Below are 18,977 nucleotides of genomic sequence, written 5' to 3'. Positions count from 1 at the left end.
CGGTCTCAGCGCCGACTGAGCGTGAGCGCGAAATCCCCGGCCGGGTCGGTCCACACGGTGACCACCTGGAGTCCGGCGGATTCCAGTTCGTCGCGCAGTGCGTCGGGCTCGAACTTCGTGCTGATCTCGGTGTGGATCTCGGTGCCGGCCGGCAGCCGCCACGCCCGGCCCAGGACCTCGAAGTAGGCGTCGATGTCCCGGCGGGCGCGCAGCCACATCTCGATGCGGTGTTCGCGCGGGTTCCATCGCGCGATGTGTTCGAAGTCGTCGGCGTACAGGCCGCGGGCGTCGAGCCCGGTCCGCAGGACCTCGATGAGGTTGCGGTTGAAATCGGCTGTGACACCGGCCCTGTCGTCGTAGGCGGCGACGAGCCGGCCGGTGTCTTTGACGAGGTCGGTGCCGAGCAGGAAGAAGTCGCCGGGCGAGAGCGCCTTCGCCAGGCCTTGATAGAACGCGCGCCGCGCGTCGGGGTCGAAGTTCCCGATGGTGCCGCCGAGGAACACGGCGAGGCGGGGGCCGTCGGCGTCGGGCAGACGCAGATCGGGTTCGGTGAAGTCCGCGACCACCGGGACGACGTCGATCCCCGGGTAGTCCGCGGACAGCACGTCGGCCGTGGTCGTGAGCATCTCGGTGCTGACATCGACCGGTACGTAGGTGAATCGCTCGGCGTCAGGGGTGGCGGCGCTGAAGGCATCGAGCAACAGCCGGGTCTTGGTGGAGGTGCCCGAACCCAGTTCGACCATCACCTGTGCCTGTGTGGCATCGGCGATCTCGGCCGCACGCGCGCGCAGGATCGCGGTCTCACGACGCGTCGGGTAGTACTCGGGCAGCCGGGTGATCTCGTCGAAGAGCTTGCTCCCGCGCTCGTCGTAGAGCCATTTGGTGGGCAGCGTCGGCGGGTCCTGCCACAACCCCGAAAGTGCATCCGCGGCAAGAGTCATCGGGCGAGCCGCAGTCCCGAGAACACCCACCGCGACGCAGCGGGGAAGAAGTTCCGGTAGGTGATCCGCTCGTGGCCGGCCGGGGTCACCGCGCTCGCGCCGCGCAGGACGTGCTGGTCGGACATGAACTTGCCGTTGTACTCGCCCACCGCCCCGTTCGCCGGGACGAATCCCGGGTAGGGCAGGTACGCGCTGGCCGTCCACTCCCAGACGTCACCGACCATCGCCGAACCGGCCCGACCGGGATGACATCGGCCAGGGTCGAGGAGCCGGCCACGCGCGTCGCCGAGTGTTCCCGCGGCGACCTCCCATTCGAATTCGGTGGGGAGGCGCGCGCCGGCCCAGCGGGCGTAGGCGTCGGCCTCGTAGAAGGACACATGGGTCACCGGCTCGTCGGGCACGACCGGGCGGCGCCCGGACAAGGTGAAAGTGGTCCAGCCACCGTCCTCTTCGCGCCAGTAACCCGGTGCATGCCAGCCTGTTTGGTTGACCGTGCCCCACCCGTCGGAGAGCCAGAACTCGTGGCGTCGGTATCCGTCGTCGGCCATGAACTCCAGCCAGTCGGCGTTGGTCACGAGCCGGTCGGACACCGCGAAGTCCTCGAGATACACACGGTGCCGAGGCCCCTCGTTGTCGTAGGCGAATCCGCTTCCGACAGCACCGACCTCGTGCACACCGCCGGCGAACTCACGCCAGCCCATCGGCGCGACCTCCCCGGGCACATCGGGTTCACGGTCGACGTACACCGGCCCGAACGCGTGCGTCGAGAACAGGTGCTTGATGTCCATGAGCAGCAGTTCCTGGTGCTGTTGTTCGTGATTGCAGCCCAGTTCGACGAGGTCGAGTGCGGCGTCGTCGAGTCGGCCGGACTCGAGGGCCGCGACCATCGCCGCGTCCACGTGTTCGCGATACCGCGTCACGTCGCGCACGCCCGGTCGGGTCACCAGGCCGCGATCGGAACGAGGATGCCGTTCTCCCACCGTCTCGTAGTAGCTGTTGAACAGGTACCGGAACGTCTCGTCGTAGACCGTGTAGCCCGGGTCCCGGCGGAGGATGAACTCCTCGAAGAACCAGGTGACATGCGCCCGATGCCATTTCGCGGGACTCGCCTCGGTCATCGACTGCGGCGTCTGGTCTTCCGGCGAGAGCCGTTCGGCGAGAGCATCGGTCCGCGATCGCACGTCGAGGAAGCGGCGGACGGTGTCGGAACCGCCCGCGTCCACTCCAGGGGGTTCGACATCCGGGGACCCCGCTCCCGATCGCGGATCGGGGCGGACGGTGGGTTCGGTGATGCTCACTGGAAAGCCTCCCGTGGCAAACGAAGGAGTGTGCGGCGGCGTCTTGGGCGAATCTCCGCATCCATCGTCACGACGGTTTCCATCTCTGTCAACGATGGTCGGTCTTGCGTCCGGCCCCCTAACACACCAATCGTCAACCGAGGGTTGACGGCCGAGTCTCGTCAATCTACGGTTGACGCATGGCAAAGAACCGCATTCCCGTTCGCCTCGACGACCTGATCGCCGCGATCCGCAAGGTGCACGACGACCCGCTCGACCAACTGTCCGATGCGGTCCTCGCCGCGGCCCACCTCGACGAGGTCGCCGACAGCCTGATCGGCCATTTCGTCGACCAGGCTCGCCGCTCCGGGGCCTCGTGGACCGCGATCGGAACCAGCATGGGCGTCAGCAAACAGGCAGCTCAGAAGCGATTCGTCGACCGGGTGTCGACGACCGGCGATGCCGGGGCCGGACCGGCCGACGCGTCGGACCCGTTCTCGAGGTTCACGCCCCGCGCGGCGAATGTCCTGATGGCGGCCAACGGTGCGGCGGCCGCGGATCGGGCCGAATTCGTGACCCCCGCCCACGTGGCCGCGTCGATGAGCGTCGATCCGCAGGCCCTGGTCTTCGTGGTGCTGCGGGAGTTCGGCGTCGACGTCGAGGCGTTCTCGGAGGCCATGGCGCCCCTCGTCCCGGCGCCGCGGGACATCCCGGATTCCGAGGCGTCGACCGTCGTGCCCTATGACGACGCGGCCAAGGCCGTCCTGGAGGCGACCGTCGGCGTCGCCGTCGACCTCGGGCACAACTACGTCGGCACCGAACACCTGCTGCTCGGGCTGTTCGCCGACGACTCGGTGGCCGCCACGCTCACGGACCTCGGGCTCGACAAGCCCGCGATCCGCGACACGATCATCGTGACGCTCGCGCAGTTCACCCCGCCGGCCGAGTAGCTACTCCTGGTCAGAGATGTAGTGCACCGCGGCTTCTTCGGCCGAGGCGCCCGCGCCGTCGATACCCGCGTCGGCGGCGATGGCCTCGGGTTCGGTGTCGATGCCCGAACCCTCGTCCGGCGCGATCAGCCGACCGGCTCGTCGGTCACCGACCTCGTGGTCTTCGTCGAACTCCTCGCTCCGGTCGGAATCATGTGCGCGCCAATCCTTTTTGGCGCGCTCGTCGGCGGTGATCTCGTCGAGCGGATCGACCGCCCCGACGTCGGGCTCCTCCTCGGCCAGCCGCTCGTCGAGGCTCTCGCCCTCGCGTTGCTCCTGGGCCGTCAGCCCGTGGACAGCACCTTTGGGCCGGTAGTCGGGTGGTGAGAATCCCTCGTCGAGGACGTCGTCGACGCCGCGGTCGACCAGGGTGTCCTCCGGCTGGAGTTGATCGTCCTCGTCAAGGCTGTACTCGCCGTCGGAGCCTTCGGGGGTGCTGCCGATGTCGTCCTTCATCCTTGTCACGATGCCAGCCCGTCGTGGCCTGTGCCAGAGATCGGCGCGGGTTGTCCCAGTTCGGTCAATACGCCGGTAACCGTCAGCGGAATCGACCAGAATGACGAAGATGATCGAGGAATTGCAGGTCGAGGCCGAAGCTCTCCTCTCCGCGGGCGAATACGAGCATGCGCTCGCCGCATTCTCGGTCCTCCGCGAGGTCAGGGCACGACGCGAGGGACCGTACTCGACGAAGTATCTGTCCAACCTGCACGACTGCGTCCGATGCATGTCGCACCTGCAGCTGTGGACCGACGCCAACTACCTCTGCAGCGAGCTGCACGGCAAGTACGTGCGCACCCACGGCCGCGGGGAAGCCGACACCGTCGACGTCGCCAAACACTGGGCCTGGGCGCTCGTCAACCTCCACGACTACCCGACGGCCATCCGCCTCTACCTCGTGACCGCCGACGCTCTCTGGGACATCGACCCCGGTCAGGCACAGCGCCTTCTCGGTGCCGCCGTGATCCACCGGCATGACACCGATCCCCTGGAGATCCTCACCCCGGGCGAGATCGACGGAGTGGGCCTGCACCACGCCGACGAGGAACGCACGGTGATCGCTCGCCTGGTGGCTCAGCTCGCCGACAACGACACCGCCTCGCGGAGTTCGGCCACCATCGACGGCCTCGCGTTCGCCTGACCCGACGAGAGTCGAGGTCAGACCACGTCGGTTCGACGCCGCCGTCGCATGATGTAGCTGTCGGCGGCGGCACGCCCCGCCGAGGTGAAGCCGACCGCCAGGAGACCGGCGATCAGTGCCAGCGGCCATTCGTAGCCGCTGTCGGCGTTCCAGAATCCCGCATCCCAGTGCACGAACACGATCGCGCCGATCATGTCCGCGATCAGCAGCGTGGCGACGATGGGAAGCAGCAGGCCGAGGATCAGCAGGATGCCGCCGACCAGTTCCACCCAGGTCGCGTAGTACGCGGCGAGATCGGGGTACGGCACGTCCATGCCGGCCGGACCGAAGGCCACCTTCGTGGCGTCCATCCCCTGCGTCACCAGCTTCTGCCAGCCGTGGGCGATGAAGATGATGCCGAGTATCAATCGCGCGAGAAACTGCGCGACACTGCCGAATCCGCTCATAACCCTGCTCCTCGCATCGTCGGGCGGGCCCGGATCCCCGCCGCCAGGTACTCTCACAGTGTCCGCGACGACATCACCTCGTCGCGGGTGTTACGCCGAAATCGAGTCATCAAACGCAACCGCGTCGTGACCAAAGGCACCGTACCGGCGCCCGGGGGCCACGGCCATCCGACCGCCGGCGAACATGCCATACGGCAGAACGGAGTAGGAGTCGAGAGTGCCGGGAAAGTCTGGCCTGGGGTCGCGAGCAAATACCGGGCAGCCCGTCCTGGGCGCACCGTCCGATGTCCTCGATCCGTACGTGCCGGACAACGGGAATCTCGGTTTCCGGATCTCGCGCTACGACCTCGAACTCGAGTACAAGGTCGCGAGCAATCGCCTCGACGGCACCGCGGTCCTGACCGCGACGTCGTTGCGCGAGCTCAAGCGCTTCACCCTCGATCTCGCGGGCACGATGTCCGTGCAGCGGGTCTCGGTCAACGCCAAGCGCGCCCGCTTCAGCCATCGCCGCAACAAACTCACCATCACCCCCGACACCCCGGTGCCGCCCGGCGGCGCGATGACGATCACCGTCCGCTACCACGGCAGCCCCCGTCCGATTCGAGGCCCGTGGGGCGAGGTGGGCTGGGAGGAACTGACCGACGGCTCGCTGTGCGCCAACCAGCCCAACGGCGCCGCATCGTGGTTCCCGTGTGACGATCACCCGAGTGCCAAAGCGCCGTACCGGATCTCGATCACCACCGACAGTCCGTACCACGCGCTCGCCAACGGCGTGCTGGAGTCCAAGCGGGTCCGCGCCGCACAGACCACCTGGGTTTACCAGCAGGTGGAGCCGATGCCCACCTACCTGGCCTCCATCCAGATCGGCCAGTACAAGCAGATCCCGTTGGCCGACAAGCCTTTTCCGGTTACCGGGCTCATCCCGTCCCGTCTCGAGGAGAACTTCGGGATCGATTTCGGACCACAGATGGACATGATCTCGGCGTTCATCGAGATGTTCGGGCCCTATCCGTTCCCGCAGTACACCGTCGTCGTCACCGACGACGAACTCGAGATCCCCATCGAGGCACAGAGTTTCTCGACCTTCGGTGCCAATCACTGCGACGGCAGCCGCGACGCCGACCGCCTCATCGCCCATGAGCTCGCACATCAGTGGTTCGGCAACTCGGTGACCGCCGCGCGCTGGCGGGACATCTGGCTGCACGAGGGATTCGCCTGCTACGCCGAGTGGTTGTGGAGCCAGCGATCCGGTGGCCGAAGCGCCGACGAGTGGGCCCGCCACTACTACGAGAAGCTCGACGCCGCGCCGGTGAAGGTGCCGCTGGCCGATCCCACCCCGCGCAAGATGTTCGACGACTGGGTCTACAAACGCGGTGCGCTGACGCTGCACGCCCTACGTCTGCGGATCGGCGACGGCGACTTCTTTGCCCTGCTTCGCCGCTGGACCGAGAAGTACCGCTACGGGTCGGTGACCACCGAGGACTTCATGTCGCTCGCCGCCAACCACTCGTCGAAGCCGCTCAAGGACCTGTGGGACGCCTGGCTGTTCACCCCCGAGCTACCGCCGTTCCCCACTCCGTCCTGAGGCACCTCATGACGACGGACACGCCGGCACCGACGCCGGACTCCCCTTCCGGCGCGGCCGAGGGAACCGACACCGACGCGCGGTCGCTGGGACGCGTCACGATCGCGACGCTCATCGCCGCCGCGTCGGGCTATGTCGTGCTGCTCTTGGCCGCACGACATCTCGGCGCGATCGGGTACGGAGTCTTCGCGGTGTTCTGGGCGGCCTACGGCCTCGTCACCGGTGCGCAGAACGGTCAGCTGCAGGAGACGACGCGTGCCGTGCGCGCGGCCTCCGACGATGCCGTCCGGTCGCGACCGTTGCCCGTGAACGTCGGGATCGGAGTCGGCCTGGCCGCGCTCGTGGCCGCGACCTCGCCGCTGTGGAGCGGTCAGGTGTTCACCGATCAGCGTTGGCTGTCGGTGGCGTTGCTGTCGGTCGGGGTGGCGAGCTTCGCGGTGTACGCACACCTGTGCGGCGCCCTGTCCGGGATGCTGAGCTGGTCGTCGTTCGCGGTGTTGCTGTCTGTCGACGCGCTGATCCGTCTCGCCGGTGCCGTCGTCGCGGTGGCCGCCGGCTGGGGCACCACAGCATTCCTGGTCATCACCGTCATCGGTTCCGCGTCGTGGGGCCTGCTGCTGCTCGGTTCATCGGCGGCCCGCCGGGCGGTCGGGATCGGCGGGGACGTGTCGCCGCGTCGACTCACCACCAACACCCTGACCGCGATGGCCGCCGCCGCGGCGAGTGCCGTTCTCGTCATGGGCTTCCCGGTGCTGATCAACCTGACTGCCAACCTGCGCGGCACCCCCGACGCCGACGAGGCCCGGATCATCGGCGCACTCATCCTGGCGGTGACACTCACGCGTGCCCCGCTGCTGGTGCCGCTCAACAGCTTCCAGGGCGTGCTGATCTCGCGATTCGTGGACGGCCGCGATCGGCGGATCGCCGCGCTGGCCGCTCCGCTCGGCATCGTCGGCATCGTCGGCGGGGTCGGGGTCGCGGCCGCGTGGCTGGTCGGGCCCTGGCTGCTCCGGTCGGTCTTCGGCGCCGACTTCGACCTCGACGGCTACGTCGTCGCACTCCTCACCGCAGGTGCCACGTGCCTGGCCCTGCTGACCGTCACCGGTGCCGCCGCGATCGCCGCCGGCGCGCACCGCTGGTATGCGGCCGGGTGGTGGGTCGCGACCGTGGTCGCGGTCGGGATGCTGCTGATCCCGGCCGACGTCGAGGTCCGGACCTGCGTCGCCCTCGTCGTCGGACCACTCGTGGGCCTCGGCGTGCACATGGTCGGGGTGCTGCGGCGGCCTAGTGCCCCTGTCGCCGGGTGAGCCCCGTCGAAACCTTGCCGACCTGCGCACCAACCCGCGCCTGCAGGTGGTTCATCCTCGAGGTCACATGCAGCCGGGCCGCCCGCGCCGCCTTGGGCCAGCCGCGTTCCGCGCACCGCTGCGCCTCCTCCGCGAAGAAGCGGTTCTCCTCGTCGAAGCGCCGTCCGTCGACGGCCTGCACCGAACTCACTGACGCGCTGTGGCGGCGGTAGGAGAACACGACCTCGGGGTCGTAGACCAGTGAGCCGTCGGCGGCGGCAAGGTCGACGAGGAGCGCAAGGTCGAGGACGATCTCCAGTCCCGGCCGGAAACCCACCTCACGCACCGCGGCGGTCCGCCACAGCAACGACGGGAAGTACGTCCAGTTGCCGTGGTAGAGGCTGGTCGCGAGGCGTTCACCGGACAGCACGGTCGCCCGGGAGGGCGCCAGCACGTTCTTCATCCGGTCCCCCAGCGGACGCACCGCACGGCCGTTCTCGTCGATGACGTCGACTCCGGGCGCGATGACCGACGCGTCCGGGTGGTGCCCGGCCAGGGTGCGGACCGTCGCCAGGTAGTCGGCGTGCATCACGTCGTCGCAGCCCATGACGACGAACCAGTCGGCGGTCACGAGGTCGACGCAGCGCCGGAAGTTGCCGTTGACGCCGAGGTTGGTGTGGTTGCGCACGTAGCGGACGCGGGCGTCGTTCAGCGAGGCGAGCCATTCGCGGGGCGTGGGGTCGGGATAGCAGTCGTCGACCACCACGAGCCGCAGATCCGGGTCACCCTGGTCGAGGACGCTGGTCACCGCCTCGCGGAACTGCGCGACGTCGCCGTAGAAGGGCATCATCACGTCGATCGGCACCCGACAAGACTAGCCGGGCCGTGCCGGGCGATGAGTACCGCGACCGGCCGGGTTAGGGTTGTTCACCATGGCCGACCCCATCACCAATGCCGACGTCTGGCTGGTGGTACCCGTCTTCAATGAGGGACAGGTGATCCGGGGGGTCGCCGCCAAGGCGCGCGAGACATTTCCCAACATCGTCTGCGTCGACGACGGCTCGTCGGACAACTCGGCCGAGGAGATCAGGGCCGCCGGCGTCCATCTCGTGCGGCACCCGGTGAACCTCGGGCAGGGCGCCGCCATCCAGACCGGCGTCGAGTACGCCCGCAAGCAGCCCGGCGCGCGCTTCTTCGTCACCTTCGACGCCGATGGCCAGCATCAGGTCGACGACGTGTCGGCGATGGTCGCCCGCCTGCGAACCGAACCGGTCGACATCATCGTCGGCACCCGCTTCGCCGAGGGCCGCAGCGAGTCCGTCCCGGTGTTGCGTCGAATGGCCCTGCGCACCATCGTCTTCCTCAGCCCGCGCACGCGGCGGCTCGGATTGTCCGATGCGCACAACGGACTTCGTGTCTTCAACAAAAAGGTCGCCGACGACCTCGACCTCCTCATGAGCGGGATGAGTCACGCATCGGAGTTCATCGCGCTGATCGACCACCACAAGTGGCGGGTCGCCGAGCAACCGGTCACGATCCTCTACACCGAATACTCACGCGCGAAGGGACAATCGCTGATCAACGGCGTCAACATCGTCGCCGACGGCCTGTTCCACACCCGGATGAGGAAGTGAACAACGCATGATCTGGTTCCAGATCCTCGCGATCATCGGCCTGCTCGCGCTCGTCGGCTTCTTTGTCGTCAACCGCGGCACCGCCCGGTCGTCGGCCGGTGTGAAGATCCTGTTCGTCGCCTTCGTCGGCTTCGGCCTCTACGCGATGCTGCGCCAGGACGACGTCACCTGGGTCGCGAACAAGATCGGAATCCAACGCGGCCTCGACCTCGTGCTGTTCCTACTGGTCATCGCGTTCGCGTTCACCACGGTGTCCACATACCTGCGGTTCCGCGACCTCGAGGTCAAGTACGCCCGCCTCGCCCGCGCCATCGCGTTGCAGAATGCCGAGAAGCCGCACCGACCGGGAGAGACCGACGGCGTTCAGGACTGAGGGCTCGTATAGTGCGGCGCCTCGGCTCTCGACCACGGCTCTCGACCACGGCGAGCGGTCCCCACTCCGACGCACCTGTCCGAAGTGGGAACCGCCTCACCCGTGAGAGGGAACCTTGATCAGCCCAAGCTGAACGGCTTGCCCCACAGGACGGTCTCGCTCTTGAGCCCGCCCGCCGTGACCTGGATGGACATCCGCGCCCGCGCCTGGGCGTACCCGGCGCATCCGTTGACCCGCAACGGTTCCTGGCTGTAGGCGACGGATGCGCTCGTGCCGGCGAACTTGTACCCGTTGATCCGGTACAGCTCGTTGTCGGCATCGACCAGCGAATTGGTCTGGTTGATGATCGGCACATACGCCGCCTGACCGGGTCCCAGGGACAGCGTGGAACCGGCGCCGGCCGACGCCATGCCGGACTGGTTCGCCGTCGAATTGCCCGAGAATCCGACACCCGCCAGATTGACCTGGCAGCCCACCACGTAGCCGCCCTTGATGATGCCACCGGTCGCCTTGCCCGTCAGGGACACGCGCACCTTGCCACTGACCCAGACCTCGCGGCTGGTCGGCACCGCGGCCACACCCGATCGCTGGTAGGAGACCCGCTCCTCGGCCAGCTTCGCGGTCATCGACGTGCCGCCGCCGAGGTCTTCGTATGCCGAACCGCCCGGCAGTGGTCCCGCGACGGCCGAACCCGCCCCCAGGGCAGAACCTGCCCCGGCTACGACGGCCAGGGCGACTACTCCGCGAACGGCCAGACTCTTGTTATTCATCCGCTGTGTTCTTCTCTCTCGCTGGGTAATTCGGCTCAGTTGAGGCTGAACGGCTTGCCGTAGAGGGTCGACTGCACGTAGGCACCCTCGCCGCCGATGTTGTTCGCCGTGGTGCCTGCATCGACGGCGTATCCCTCGACTGCCTCCACCTTCGCGAAGGAACGGGCCTGCGCGAATCCACCACAACCCTGCACTTCGACCTCCAGCCCGGAATACTGATACCGAGCCAGTCCGTCGACGATGGGTTGCACGGACAACTGGACGGCCTTGATCTCGCCCGGCGCCAGCGGGAACGAGATACTGCCAGAGACCGTCGGGGCCGCGGACAGCGTCCCGGACACCCCGGCGGTCAGGTTGCCGACCGAGACCTGGCAGCCGACGAGGTACCCGACCCTCAGCCGGCCCTCCCCCTTCGACACCCGCGTCGTGACCTCGCCCGATAGCACCGCTGAACGCCCGATGCCGTTGGCGGCCATCGACGTCGCGGGCATCGCGGTTTCGCCCGTACGCCAGGTCTGCACCGTCACGGCACCCTCGGACACCTTCTTGTACCCGTTCGGCAGCGGAGCCGCCGAAGCCGGTGAGGTTCCCGATGCCAGCAGCACCAACGCCGCCGCCGCTACCGCCATACCTACTTGTTTCACTCCTAGAACCCTTCTTCGCAGGACATTTGTTCGGACATCACCGGGCACGGACGCACGCCGAAGAGACCGACGGCCCACAAGCCACGGTTGTCGAACGCACGCAGCAGCCCGACTTCTCGTCGAGGCCGACGTGTTCAGTGATGAAGTCGCTACCCGGACAGCATCTTTCGACCTCACTTGCACGGATCGGAGAACTCGCCGCACGCACCTCCACGCGATGCTCTGGACGGCCGACTCAGGTGCGTGGCGAGTCCGGCTTCGGCCGGCACCGCACGCGCGAGCGCGCACTGCCTTTCGTGATGCCGTTCATTTGTACGGACAATGTATAGCCCAGAGACCCAGATCTCCACAAGGGTCGTCCAGTGACGCATCCCACCTTCTACCACCAGGCACGGCGATCGGCCCGCGCGTACGATCATCAAAAGGCGAGGTCGCCGGGATGCCACCGATGCCGGCAGGCTACTGGGAGACAGACAGGAAATGTTGTCTCACTGGGCTTTCGTACCATCGTCGGGCGTGCTCGGCGGTTTGCACGGCGACGAACTCGGACGCCGACGCGACCCATTTGGCGTGCGTGCACGAGAACGCTCAACCCGTCCACTGCGGCGCCGCTGGTCCTCATCCAAGTCCGGACATTGCGGGAGACGCACGTCCGAAACCAGCGCCACACACCCCAACGGGGACGACTTCTGATAGGACGGTACGCAGTCGACCGACGCTCTACATCAAGGAACTCCGTGACCGAATCCGAGAACTCAGACAGCGAGCCGAACAGTCCACGCGACAGGCGCGGCGGCCCGCTCCATCGCGAGCTCTCGCGAACGCTTCGGGCAGAGATCGCGGCAGGCGAATACGACATCGGCAGCAAGTTCCCGACCGAGATGGAACTGTGCGCCCGATTCGGCGTCTCGCGCCACACGGTCCGTGCCGCGATGGCAGATCTGCGACAGAGCGGACTGATCTCCCGCCAGCGGGGCGTCGGAACCACGGTGCTGTCGTACGTCTCGCAGGCACGCTACATCCTGCGGGCATCGGACGAGGACAATGCTGTGCGGCAGTACACCGAGAGCACCCGGTTCGAATTGATCGATGAGCCGGGACCGGCCGCGGTGTTCGACAGTCGTCGTCTCCTCCTCGGCGACGCGCGCGACTGGCTCAAGTGGACGGGGCTGAGACGAACCGTCGACAATCCCCTGCCCATGGGTTTCAACACCTACTACATTCCCACCAAATACGCCGTCGCGGTCCGAGACCGTGTTGCAGATGCGCAAACTGCCGTGTTCCCTCGCATCACCCGCCAGTTCGGCTTGACCCTGCAGAGTCTGGAACAGTCCATCGCGGTCACCCTGTTGGACGACCATGAAGCCGAGCATCTTCGGGCGGCAGCCGGCAGCCCGGCACTCGCGATAACGCGGCGATTCATCACCGAGGACGGGCTCATCGGGGTCTTCGAGGGAATTCACCCCGCCGACCGTTACGCCACGACCATGCGTTTCGATGTCGAGATCAGTGAGTGACCGAGCGGCATACGGCGGCTGACGACACGCGTCAGGTCACTACAGCTGATCGCCGGCGAGCCCCCGCAGGAATGCGGTTACGTCGTCGCGATCCGGAAGCAGCCCCGACTCGCGTGCCTCGGTGAGACCCGGTGCGGCAGTGTCCTTCTCGGACAGTTCGTACTCCAGCGGCGACCCGTCGCGGGCGTGCGTCGGCCACTCGATGCCGAGTTCGGGGTCGAGCGGATTGATGCCGTGTTCACCGGACGGGTTGTACCCGGTGGAGCAGAGGTAGGTGACGGTCGAGTTGTCGGCCAGCGCGCAGAACGCATGTCCGAGCCCCTCCGACAGATAAACAGCACGGCGGTCGACGTCGTCGAGCAGGACGGTGTCGTAGGTGCCGAAGGTCGGGGACCCCACGCGGATGTCGACGATGACGTCGAGGATGGCGCCCGACGCACAGGTGACGTACTTCGCCTGTCCGGGAGGCACATCGGCGAAGTGCACACCGCGCAGCACACCCGCCGCCGACACCGACAGGTTGACCTGGGCAAGGTCGAAGCGATGGCCGATCACCTCGGCGAGCAGGTCCCCTTTGAAGGCCTCGGCGAACAGGCCGCGTGCGTCACCGTGCTGGACCGGCGTGAGTTCCCACGCGCCGTCGATCGTGAGCGGTCGCACCTTCATGGATAAGCCTTTCGCGTCGGATGTGTACTCAAAACCCCTTGCCTCGCTGGAGGATTTCGAGCAGGTAGTCACCGTAGCCGGACTTGCGCAGCTTCTCCGCGCGGGACCGGAGCCCGTCGTCGTCGAGAAAGCCCCGACGCCACGCGATCTCTTCCGGCACAGCGATCTTGAGACCCTGGCGTTGTTCGACGGTACGCACGAAGTTACCGGCGTCGAGAAGGCTGTCGAAGGTTCCGGTGTCGAGCCAGGCGGTGCCACGCGGCAGGACCGTCACCGACAGTTTGCCGCGTTCGAGATAGTGGGCGTTGATGTCGGTGATCTCGTACTCACCGCGGGCGCTGGGCTCGAGACCTCGGGCGATCTCGACCACGTCGTTGTCGTAGAAGTACAGACCGGGCACGGCGAAGCTCGACTTCGGTTGTGCCGGCTTCTCTTCCAGCGAGATCGCGGTACCGTTCGCGTCGAAGTCGACCACCCCATAGGCCTCTGGATTGGACACCCAGTAGGCGAAGACCGCACCGCCGTCGACGTTCTCGAAGCCCTGCAACTGACTGCCGAGACCGGGACCGTAGAAAATGTTGTCGCCCAGCACGAGTGCCACCGACTCGTCGCCGATGTGGTCGGCGCCGAGCGTGAAGGCCTGCGCGAGTCCGTCGGGTGAGGGTTGGGTCTTGTAGGTGAGGTTGATGCCGAACTGGTCACCGTTGCCGAGCAACCCCTGGAAGGCCGGCGCGTCGTGCGGAGTGGTGATGATGAGGATGTCGCGGATACCGGCGAGCATCAGCGTCGAGAGCGGGTAATAGATCATCGGCTTGTCGTAGACCGGGACGAGCTGCTTGCTCACACCCTGCGTGATCGGGTGCAGGCGCGTGCCCGTACCACCGGCCAGAATGATCCCTCGCATGCGCTTCAGCCTAGTGCCCGACGATCCGGCTCACCGAGTGCACACCCGGCGCCTCGGTAGAGTGACGTCCACGAATACCTCTGGCGGAAGGAACGACGTGCGTGTTCTCGTGACCGGTGGTGCCGGTTTCATCGGCGCCAACTTCGTGCTGCGCACCCTGGCCACCCGCCCCGACGTCTCAATTCGGGTCCTGGACAAACTCACCTACGCCGCCAACCCCGAAACCCTCGCCCCGGTCGCCGACCGCGTCGAACTGATCGAAGGCGACATCGCCGACGCCGCCCTGGTCCACAGGTTGGTGAGCGAGGCCGATCTGGTGGTGCACTTCGCCGCCGAATCCCACAACGACAACTCCCTGGCCGACCCCTCGGCCTTCGTACACACCAACCTGGTGGGCACCTACACGCTGCTCGAAGCCGTGCGCGCCCATCAGGTGCGCTACCACCACATCAGCACCGACGAGGTCTACGGCGACCTCGACCTCGACGACCCGGCCCGCTTCACCGAGCACACGGCCTACAACCCGTCGAGCCCGTATTCCTCGACCAAAGCCGGTTCCGACCTTCTCGTTCGGGCGTGGGTGCGGTCCTTCGGCGTCGCCGCGACCATCTCCAACTGCTCGAACAACTACGGCCCGTATCAGCACATCGAGAAGTTCATCCCCCGCCAGATCACCAACGTCCTCTCCGGTGAGCGCCCCAAGCTCTACGGCGACGGCCGCAACGTCCGCGACTGGATCCACGTCGACGACCACAACGACGCGGTGTGGACCATCATCGACCAGGGCCGGATCGGCGAGACCTACTTGATCGGCGCCGACGGCGAGGTCGACAACCGCACCGTCGTCGAAACCATCCTCGAACTCCTCGACCAACCCACCGACGCGTTCGACTTCGTCACCGACCGCCCCGGCCACGACCGCCGCTACGCCATCGACTCCACCCGCCTACGCACCGAACTCGGCTGGCAACCCAACTACAACGACTTCCGCGCCGGCCTGGCCGCCACCATCGACTGGTACCGCGACAACACCGACTGGTGGCAGCCCGCCAAGGACGCCGTCGAACAGAAATACGCCGCCACCGAGCGGGTGACGGGCTGACCGCTGCCGGTCGTTTGGCGTTCTCCCAGGTCCGCCGCCTACGGTGGTTTCATGCGCGTACTCGTCAGCGGCGGCGCGGGCTACATCGGCTCGCACACCGTGATCCAGCTGGTCTCCGCCGGTCATGACGTCGTCATCGTCGACGACTTCAGCAACGCCAAGCCCACCGTGGTCGGTCGGCTCGAGGCGTTGAGCGGTCGTTCCATCCCGGTGCACGCCTTCGACCTCGCGGACGTGGACAAGACCGAACACTTCTTCGCTCACGAGGACGTCGACGCGGTCATCCATTTCGCCGGGTACAAGGCGGTCGGCGAATCGGTGGCCAAGCCGCTGGACTACTACCAGAACAACCTCGGCACCACGTTCTCGCTGTTGCGGGCGATGGAACGCCACGACGTCCACACGCTGGTGTTCTCGTCGTCGGCGACCGTCTACGGTGCGGACCCCGAGCTACCGATGACCGAGGACCTCCCGACGTCGGCCACCAATCCGTACGGCTGGACGAAGGTGATGATCGAGCAAGTGCTGCGCGACGTCGCCGCCAGTTCCGACGCCTGGCGGATCGCCGCGCTGCGCTACTTCAACCCGGTGGGCGCGCACCCGAGCGGTCAGATCGGCGAAGACCCGTCGGGCATCCCGAACAATCTGATGCCGTTCGTCGCGCAGGTCGCGGTGGGCCGGCGCGAGAAGCTGTCGGTCTTCGGCGACGACTACGACACCCCTGACGGCACCGGCGTCCGCGACTACATCCACGTCGACGACCTCGCCGCCGGACACGTCGCCGCTCTGGACCGGATCAGCACCGGCGACACCGGCATGTCGACGTGGAACCTCGGTACCGGGCAGGGTGTCTCGGTCCTCGAGGTCGTCCACGCCTTCGAGAAGGCCAGCGGCAAGCCGATCCCGTACGAGATCGCACCCCGCCGACCCGGTGACATCGCCGCGTCGTATGCCGATCCCACCCGGGCGAACGCCGATCTGAACTGGCACGCCACCAAGACAATCGACGACATGTGCGTCGACACGTGGCGATGGCAGTCCGAGAACCCGACGGGCTACCCCGACGCCTGAACCGTCACCGAGCCGCGTACGAATCGTCGGGATCGATGATCTCGTCGGTGGCCCACCCGATGTAGCGCCGGGCCGACGTCTCGACGACCTCGCGTGCGTCCTTGTCCACGACGACGCCGAATGCGTCGTACAGCCGGTCGAACGGCAGGGCCGTGACCCGGTCGACGATCTGACGAACGAGCCTGGGCGACAACGGGATCATGTTCGGATAGCTGCGCATGAACGTCACCATTCCCGGCTGCATGACACCTTTGACGGTGTCGCCGGTCAGCAGCGCTCCCCGACCGTCGGCGGCGTCCGGTAGGTGCAGCACAGCGCTGCCGGGAAAATGTCCGCCGCACTGGATGAGTCGCACTCCGCCGAGAACCTCGGCTTCGCCGGACCAGAACTCGACCACGGGGTCCGGCCGGGTCAGCCATCGACGATCGAGATCGTTGTAGAAGACCGGGACCCCGCCGAACCGATGACTGAGCGAGACACTCGCGCCGTAGAGGTGCGGGTGGCTGGCGGCGATGGCCTCGACACCGCCGTGCTCTTCCAGCCAGCCGACGAGGGACGGACCGATGAACCCCGGCGGCTCCCAGAGGATATTGCCGTTCAGGGTGGCCACCAGGAATCCTCGTTGCCCGATGCCGACCGCCGGTCGCAGCGACAGCCGGATGAGACCCGGCTCCTCTTCGGCAACATCGAGCGCGTTGTCGGCGTTCTCGTCAAGCCGGGTCCACTGCTGCCCGCTCGTCGGGATCCATTGCCGGTCGTCGTCACAGATCGGGCAGACCTCGGGTAGGTCGGCGTCGGGAGCGAACTCGTTTGCGCAGAAAACGCACATCCACGGCTGCATGGTTCGACGCTAACGCGGGCCCGGTCAACAGGTCAGTGGTTCCGCACAGATTCGGACGGCGAACCGACGAGATGTGGACAATACCAGGCGACACCGACAAAACCCTTGCGACGTATTTCTGGCGACAATCGTTGCAGCACTGGCTAATCGGGTGTACTGTCGAACATATATTCGCACGATGTTTCCGGGGGGGGTGACCGTCTTGACCGAGATCTCTCAGGCTGATGGTCCCACTTCGCGCGCAGAAGAACTTCTGAGTGAACTGCACCGGATCACCACCGAGCTGCAGACTGTTGATCTGACACAGTGTTCGGATGCCGAGCTCGTCGACGTCGCTGCCGAGACCGAACGGGCAATCGCCCGAATGACTTTCGCCGGCGACCGGCAAATCGTCGAGATCGCCGACCGCGACCTGCCCCACAAGACCGGCCACCGCAGCATCACCCAGTTCATGACCCACCGCCTGCGCGTGGCCGACCCCATGCGCCGCACCAGACAACGCCACGCGACCGCCACCCACCTCAGCCCGACCGGTGAACCACTCGAACCCGAACGCCCTGCTCTGGCAGAGGCATTGGCCGACGGCAAGGTCAGCACCTCCCACGTCCGGGCAGTACTCGATGTACTCGACCAGATCCCGCACGCCACCGACCACGACGTCAAAGTCGCCGCCGAACGACAGATGGCCGAGATCGCCGTTGACCACACCCCCGCCGACATCACCGCCCTCGGCTCGCGGCTACTGGCCCACCTCGACCCCGACGGCACACTCACCGACGACACCGACCGCAAACGTCGCCGGAATCTGTACGTGAACCGGCAACGCGCCGACGGCACCGCCAAACTCACCGCCACCCTCACCCCTGAACTCCTTGCCCGGGTCACCATGCTGCTCGCCGTCTGGGCGAAACCCGGCATGAACAACCCCGACGACCCCGACTCCCCGCGGGGGTCGATCGAGGACGCCGACCCCGACGCCGTTGCCGCTGCTGCCGAACGTGATGACCGCACCCCGGCCCAGCTCAACCACGACGCCTTCAACGCCCTCCTGAAAGCGGTGTTGGAGGACGGCATGCTCGGCAAAAGCCACCGCGGGTTGCCGATGCAGATGATCTTCAAAGCCGACCTCAACGATCTACTCCGCGAAGCCGGGTTCGCCACCACCGCCACCGGCACCCTCATCCCGATCGACGATGTCATCCGCATGGCCGCCGACGCCCAACCCTGGCTGGCCGTGTTCAAAGACGCCACCGCCGTCCCGCTCTACTTCGGCCGCGGCAAACGCCTCGCCACCCGCGAACAACGCCTCGTCTCCTTCGCCCGACCCGACGGCGAAAACTGCTCCACACCCGACTGCGACCAATCCGCCGCACACGTGGAAATGCATCACGCCCAACTCGATTGGGGACTCGGCGGACTCACCGACATCACCGACCTCACCCCCGCCTGCCCGAAACACAACCGAATGGTCGGCGACCAACCCGGCCAATACACCACCCGCATGGTCCGCGAAGGACCCGACGAAGGCCGCTGCGCCTGGCGACTCAACACCCAACCCGGCGCCCCACCCAACCCCGAACGCATCAACCGGCGACCCGACATACCCCGCCGATTCGCCGAACACCTACAACACGTGCGCACCGAAATCCACGGACCTGACAAGGCGTCCGGCGATACCCCACGCCTCCACCTGCGTGAAGTCATCGACCTCCGTCACGCCACACCCGTCGAACTCGTAGTCGCCTCAGCACTTCTCAACCACGCGTACGGGCACTCAGGATAGGAGCACTCCT

The 18,977-nt window shown here is 66.8% G+C and carries 20 protein-coding genes; 10 read left to right on the top strand and 10 right to left on the bottom strand.

Going from position 1 to position 18,977, the window contains the following annotated elements:
* Positions 1 to 5: 5 nt before the first annotated feature.
* Both egtD and egtB read right to left on the bottom strand, forming a co-directional pair.
* A complete protein-coding gene (gene egtD, locus GKZ92_RS02680) occupies positions 6 to 941 on the bottom strand; it encodes an L-histidine N(alpha)-methyltransferase (protein ID WP_006356911.1) in 936 nt (311 codons plus the stop codon).
* On the bottom strand, positions 938 to 2,239 hold the full coding sequence (egtB, locus tag GKZ92_RS02675; protein WP_035755258.1) for an ergothioneine biosynthesis protein EgtB: 1,302 nt from the start codon (positions 2,237 to 2,239) through the stop codon (positions 938 to 940). The genes egtD and egtB overlap by 4 nt, the downstream gene beginning before the upstream one ends.
* A gap of 179 nt (positions 2,240 to 2,418) precedes the next feature.
* Between egtB and GKZ92_RS02670 the strand changes: the two genes are divergently transcribed.
* Positions 2,419 to 3,168: a Clp protease N-terminal domain-containing protein gene (locus GKZ92_RS02670; RefSeq protein WP_155224967.1), complete on the top strand. Its 750-nt coding sequence runs from the start codon at positions 2,419 to 2,421 to the stop codon at positions 3,166 to 3,168.
* Here the strand turns inward: GKZ92_RS02670 and GKZ92_RS02665 are convergent, their stop codons facing one another.
* The gene (locus GKZ92_RS02665) at positions 3,169 to 3,663 is read right to left on the bottom strand and encodes a DUF5709 domain-containing protein (protein ID WP_006356908.1); all 495 of its coding nucleotides are present in this window, start codon (positions 3,661 to 3,663) and stop codon (positions 3,169 to 3,171) included.
* A 109-nt stretch (positions 3,664 to 3,772) separates the two neighbouring features.
* Here GKZ92_RS02665 and GKZ92_RS02660 point away from each other — a divergent pair, with 109 nt between their 5' ends.
* Complete coding sequence (locus GKZ92_RS02660; RefSeq protein ID WP_155225680.1) at positions 3,773 to 4,345, top strand: hypothetical protein; 573 nt, start codon at positions 3,773 to 3,775, stop codon at positions 4,343 to 4,345.
* 17 nt (positions 4,346 to 4,362) lie between these two features.
* On the opposite strand, the gene GKZ92_RS02655 is transcribed toward GKZ92_RS02660, so the two are convergent.
* Positions 4,363 to 4,791 carry a DoxX family protein gene (locus tag GKZ92_RS02655; RefSeq protein ID WP_006356906.1) on the bottom strand — a complete coding sequence of 143 codons (429 nt, stop codon included), beginning with the start codon at positions 4,789 to 4,791 and terminating at the stop codon, positions 4,363 to 4,365.
* A gap of 217 nt (positions 4,792 to 5,008) precedes the next feature.
* On the opposite strand from GKZ92_RS02655, the gene GKZ92_RS02650 reads away from it, so the two are divergent.
* A complete protein-coding gene (locus GKZ92_RS02650; RefSeq protein WP_035755263.1) occupies positions 5,009 to 6,376 on the top strand; it encodes a M1 family metallopeptidase in 1,368 nt (455 codons plus the stop codon).
* Between the two features lie 8 nt (positions 6,377 to 6,384).
* Positions 6,385 to 7,683, top strand: coding sequence for a hypothetical protein (locus GKZ92_RS02645; RefSeq protein WP_035755265.1), 1,299 nt, complete (start codon positions 6,385 to 6,387; stop codon positions 7,681 to 7,683).
* Here GKZ92_RS02645 and GKZ92_RS02640 read toward each other — a convergent pair.
* Entirely contained in the window at positions 7,661 to 8,527 is an 867-nt protein-coding gene (locus tag GKZ92_RS02640) for a glycosyltransferase family 2 protein (protein ID WP_035755267.1), read from the bottom strand. The two genes, GKZ92_RS02645 and GKZ92_RS02640, sit on opposite strands and share 23 nt — an antisense overlap.
* Before the next feature lie 67 nt (positions 8,528 to 8,594).
* Here GKZ92_RS02640 and GKZ92_RS02635 point away from each other — a divergent pair, with 67 nt between their 5' ends.
* Positions 8,595 to 9,296 (top strand): glycosyltransferase family 2 protein, encoded by a 702-nt coding sequence (locus tag GKZ92_RS02635; protein WP_006356915.1) that lies wholly within the window; start codon positions 8,595 to 8,597, stop codon positions 9,294 to 9,296.
* 7 nt (positions 9,297 to 9,303) lie between these two features.
* The gene (locus GKZ92_RS02630) at positions 9,304 to 9,669 is read left to right on the top strand and encodes a DUF2304 domain-containing protein (RefSeq protein WP_006356916.1); all 366 of its coding nucleotides are present in this window, start codon (positions 9,304 to 9,306) and stop codon (positions 9,667 to 9,669) included.
* A 119-nt stretch (positions 9,670 to 9,788) separates the two neighbouring features.
* On the opposite strand, the gene GKZ92_RS02625 is transcribed toward GKZ92_RS02630, so the two are convergent.
* Positions 9,789 to 10,439: an MspA family porin gene (locus GKZ92_RS02625; RefSeq protein WP_006356917.1), complete on the bottom strand. Its 651-nt coding sequence runs from the start codon at positions 10,437 to 10,439 to the stop codon at positions 9,789 to 9,791.
* A gap of 35 nt (positions 10,440 to 10,474) precedes the next feature.
* The gene (locus tag GKZ92_RS02620) at positions 10,475 to 11,083 is read right to left on the bottom strand and encodes an MspA family porin (RefSeq protein WP_308218274.1); all 609 of its coding nucleotides are present in this window, start codon (positions 11,081 to 11,083) and stop codon (positions 10,475 to 10,477) included.
* Positions 11,084 to 11,820: 737 nt separating this feature from the next.
* On the opposite strand from GKZ92_RS02620, the gene GKZ92_RS02615 reads away from it, so the two are divergent.
* Positions 11,821 to 12,600 (top strand): GntR family transcriptional regulator, encoded by a 780-nt coding sequence (locus GKZ92_RS02615; RefSeq protein WP_006356919.1) that lies wholly within the window; start codon positions 11,821 to 11,823, stop codon positions 12,598 to 12,600.
* Positions 12,601 to 12,639: 39 nt separating this feature from the next.
* On the opposite strand, the gene GKZ92_RS02610 is transcribed toward GKZ92_RS02615, so the two are convergent.
* Both GKZ92_RS02610 and rfbA read right to left on the bottom strand, forming a co-directional pair.
* Positions 12,640 to 13,266 (bottom strand): dTDP-4-dehydrorhamnose 3,5-epimerase family protein, encoded by a 627-nt coding sequence (locus tag GKZ92_RS02610; protein ID WP_035755269.1) that lies wholly within the window; start codon positions 13,264 to 13,266, stop codon positions 12,640 to 12,642.
* A 28-nt stretch (positions 13,267 to 13,294) separates the two neighbouring features.
* Positions 13,295 to 14,170 carry a glucose-1-phosphate thymidylyltransferase RfbA gene (gene rfbA, locus GKZ92_RS02605; protein ID WP_035755271.1) on the bottom strand — a complete coding sequence of 292 codons (876 nt, stop codon included), beginning with the start codon at positions 14,168 to 14,170 and terminating at the stop codon, positions 13,295 to 13,297.
* Between the two features lie 97 nt (positions 14,171 to 14,267).
* Here rfbA and rfbB point away from each other — a divergent pair, with 97 nt between their 5' ends.
* Both rfbB and galE read left to right on the top strand, forming a co-directional pair.
* Complete coding sequence (rfbB, locus tag GKZ92_RS02600; protein ID WP_035755273.1) at positions 14,268 to 15,272, top strand: dTDP-glucose 4,6-dehydratase; 1,005 nt, start codon at positions 14,268 to 14,270, stop codon at positions 15,270 to 15,272.
* Between the two features lie 51 nt (positions 15,273 to 15,323).
* Positions 15,324 to 16,343, top strand: a complete 1,020-nt coding sequence (gene galE, locus GKZ92_RS02595; RefSeq protein ID WP_035755276.1) for a UDP-glucose 4-epimerase GalE — start codon at positions 15,324 to 15,326, stop codon at positions 16,341 to 16,343.
* Between the two features lie 4 nt (positions 16,344 to 16,347).
* Here the strand turns inward: galE and GKZ92_RS02590 are convergent, their stop codons facing one another.
* On the bottom strand, positions 16,348 to 17,184 hold the full coding sequence (locus tag GKZ92_RS02590) for a hydrolase (protein ID WP_035755278.1): 837 nt from the start codon (positions 17,182 to 17,184) through the stop codon (positions 16,348 to 16,350).
* Positions 17,185 to 17,362: 178 nt separating this feature from the next.
* Between GKZ92_RS02590 and GKZ92_RS02585 the strand changes: the two genes are divergently transcribed.
* A complete protein-coding gene (locus GKZ92_RS02585) occupies positions 17,363 to 18,967 on the top strand; it encodes a DUF222 domain-containing protein (RefSeq protein ID WP_006356926.1) in 1,605 nt (534 codons plus the stop codon).
* The last annotated feature ends 10 nt before the right edge of the window (positions 18,968 to 18,977 follow it).

Source organism: Gordonia sp. 135 (assembly GCF_009720185.1).
Taxonomy (GTDB): Bacteria; Actinomycetota; Actinomycetes; order Mycobacteriales; family Mycobacteriaceae; genus Gordonia; species Gordonia alkanivorans.
This window is presented reverse-complemented; position numbering and strand designations above follow the sequence as displayed.

Excerpts from the sequence above, each read along its gene's own strand:
- egtD (WP_006356911.1), bottom strand. The coding sequence starts at position 941 with ATGACTCTTGCCGCGGATGCACTTTCGGGGTTGTGGCAGGACCCGCCG.
- GKZ92_RS02670 (WP_155224967.1), top strand. The coding sequence starts at position 2,419 with ATGGCAAAGAACCGCATTCCCGTTCGCCTCGACGACCTGATCGCCGCG.
- GKZ92_RS02665 (WP_006356908.1), bottom strand. The coding sequence starts at position 3,663 with ATGAAGGACGACATCGGCAGCACCCCCGAAGGCTCCGACGGCGAGTAC.
- GKZ92_RS02660 (WP_155225680.1), top strand. The coding sequence starts at position 3,773 with ATGATCGAGGAATTGCAGGTCGAGGCCGAAGCTCTCCTCTCCGCGGGC.
- GKZ92_RS02655 (WP_006356906.1), bottom strand. The coding sequence starts at position 4,791 with ATGAGCGGATTCGGCAGTGTCGCGCAGTTTCTCGCGCGATTGATACTC.
- GKZ92_RS02645 (WP_035755265.1), top strand. The coding sequence starts at position 6,385 with ATGACGACGGACACGCCGGCACCGACGCCGGACTCCCCTTCCGGCGCG.
- GKZ92_RS02635 (WP_006356915.1), top strand. The coding sequence starts at position 8,595 with ATGGCCGACCCCATCACCAATGCCGACGTCTGGCTGGTGGTACCCGTC.
- GKZ92_RS02630 (WP_006356916.1), top strand. The coding sequence starts at position 9,304 with ATGATCTGGTTCCAGATCCTCGCGATCATCGGCCTGCTCGCGCTCGTC.
- GKZ92_RS02625 (WP_006356917.1), bottom strand. The coding sequence starts at position 10,439 with ATGAATAACAAGAGTCTGGCCGTTCGCGGAGTAGTCGCCCTGGCCGTC.
- GKZ92_RS02610 (WP_035755269.1), bottom strand. The coding sequence starts at position 13,266 with ATGAAGGTGCGACCGCTCACGATCGACGGCGCGTGGGAACTCACGCCG.
- rfbA (WP_035755271.1), bottom strand. The coding sequence starts at position 14,170 with ATGCGAGGGATCATTCTGGCCGGTGGTACGGGCACGCGCCTGCACCCG.
- galE (WP_035755276.1), top strand. The coding sequence starts at position 15,324 with ATGCGCGTACTCGTCAGCGGCGGCGCGGGCTACATCGGCTCGCACACC.
- GKZ92_RS02590 (WP_035755278.1), bottom strand. The coding sequence starts at position 17,184 with ATGCAGCCGTGGATGTGCGTTTTCTGCGCAAACGAGTTCGCTCCCGAC.
- GKZ92_RS02585 (WP_006356926.1), top strand. The coding sequence starts at position 17,363 with ATGTTTCCGGGGGGGGTGACCGTCTTGACCGAGATCTCTCAGGCTGAT.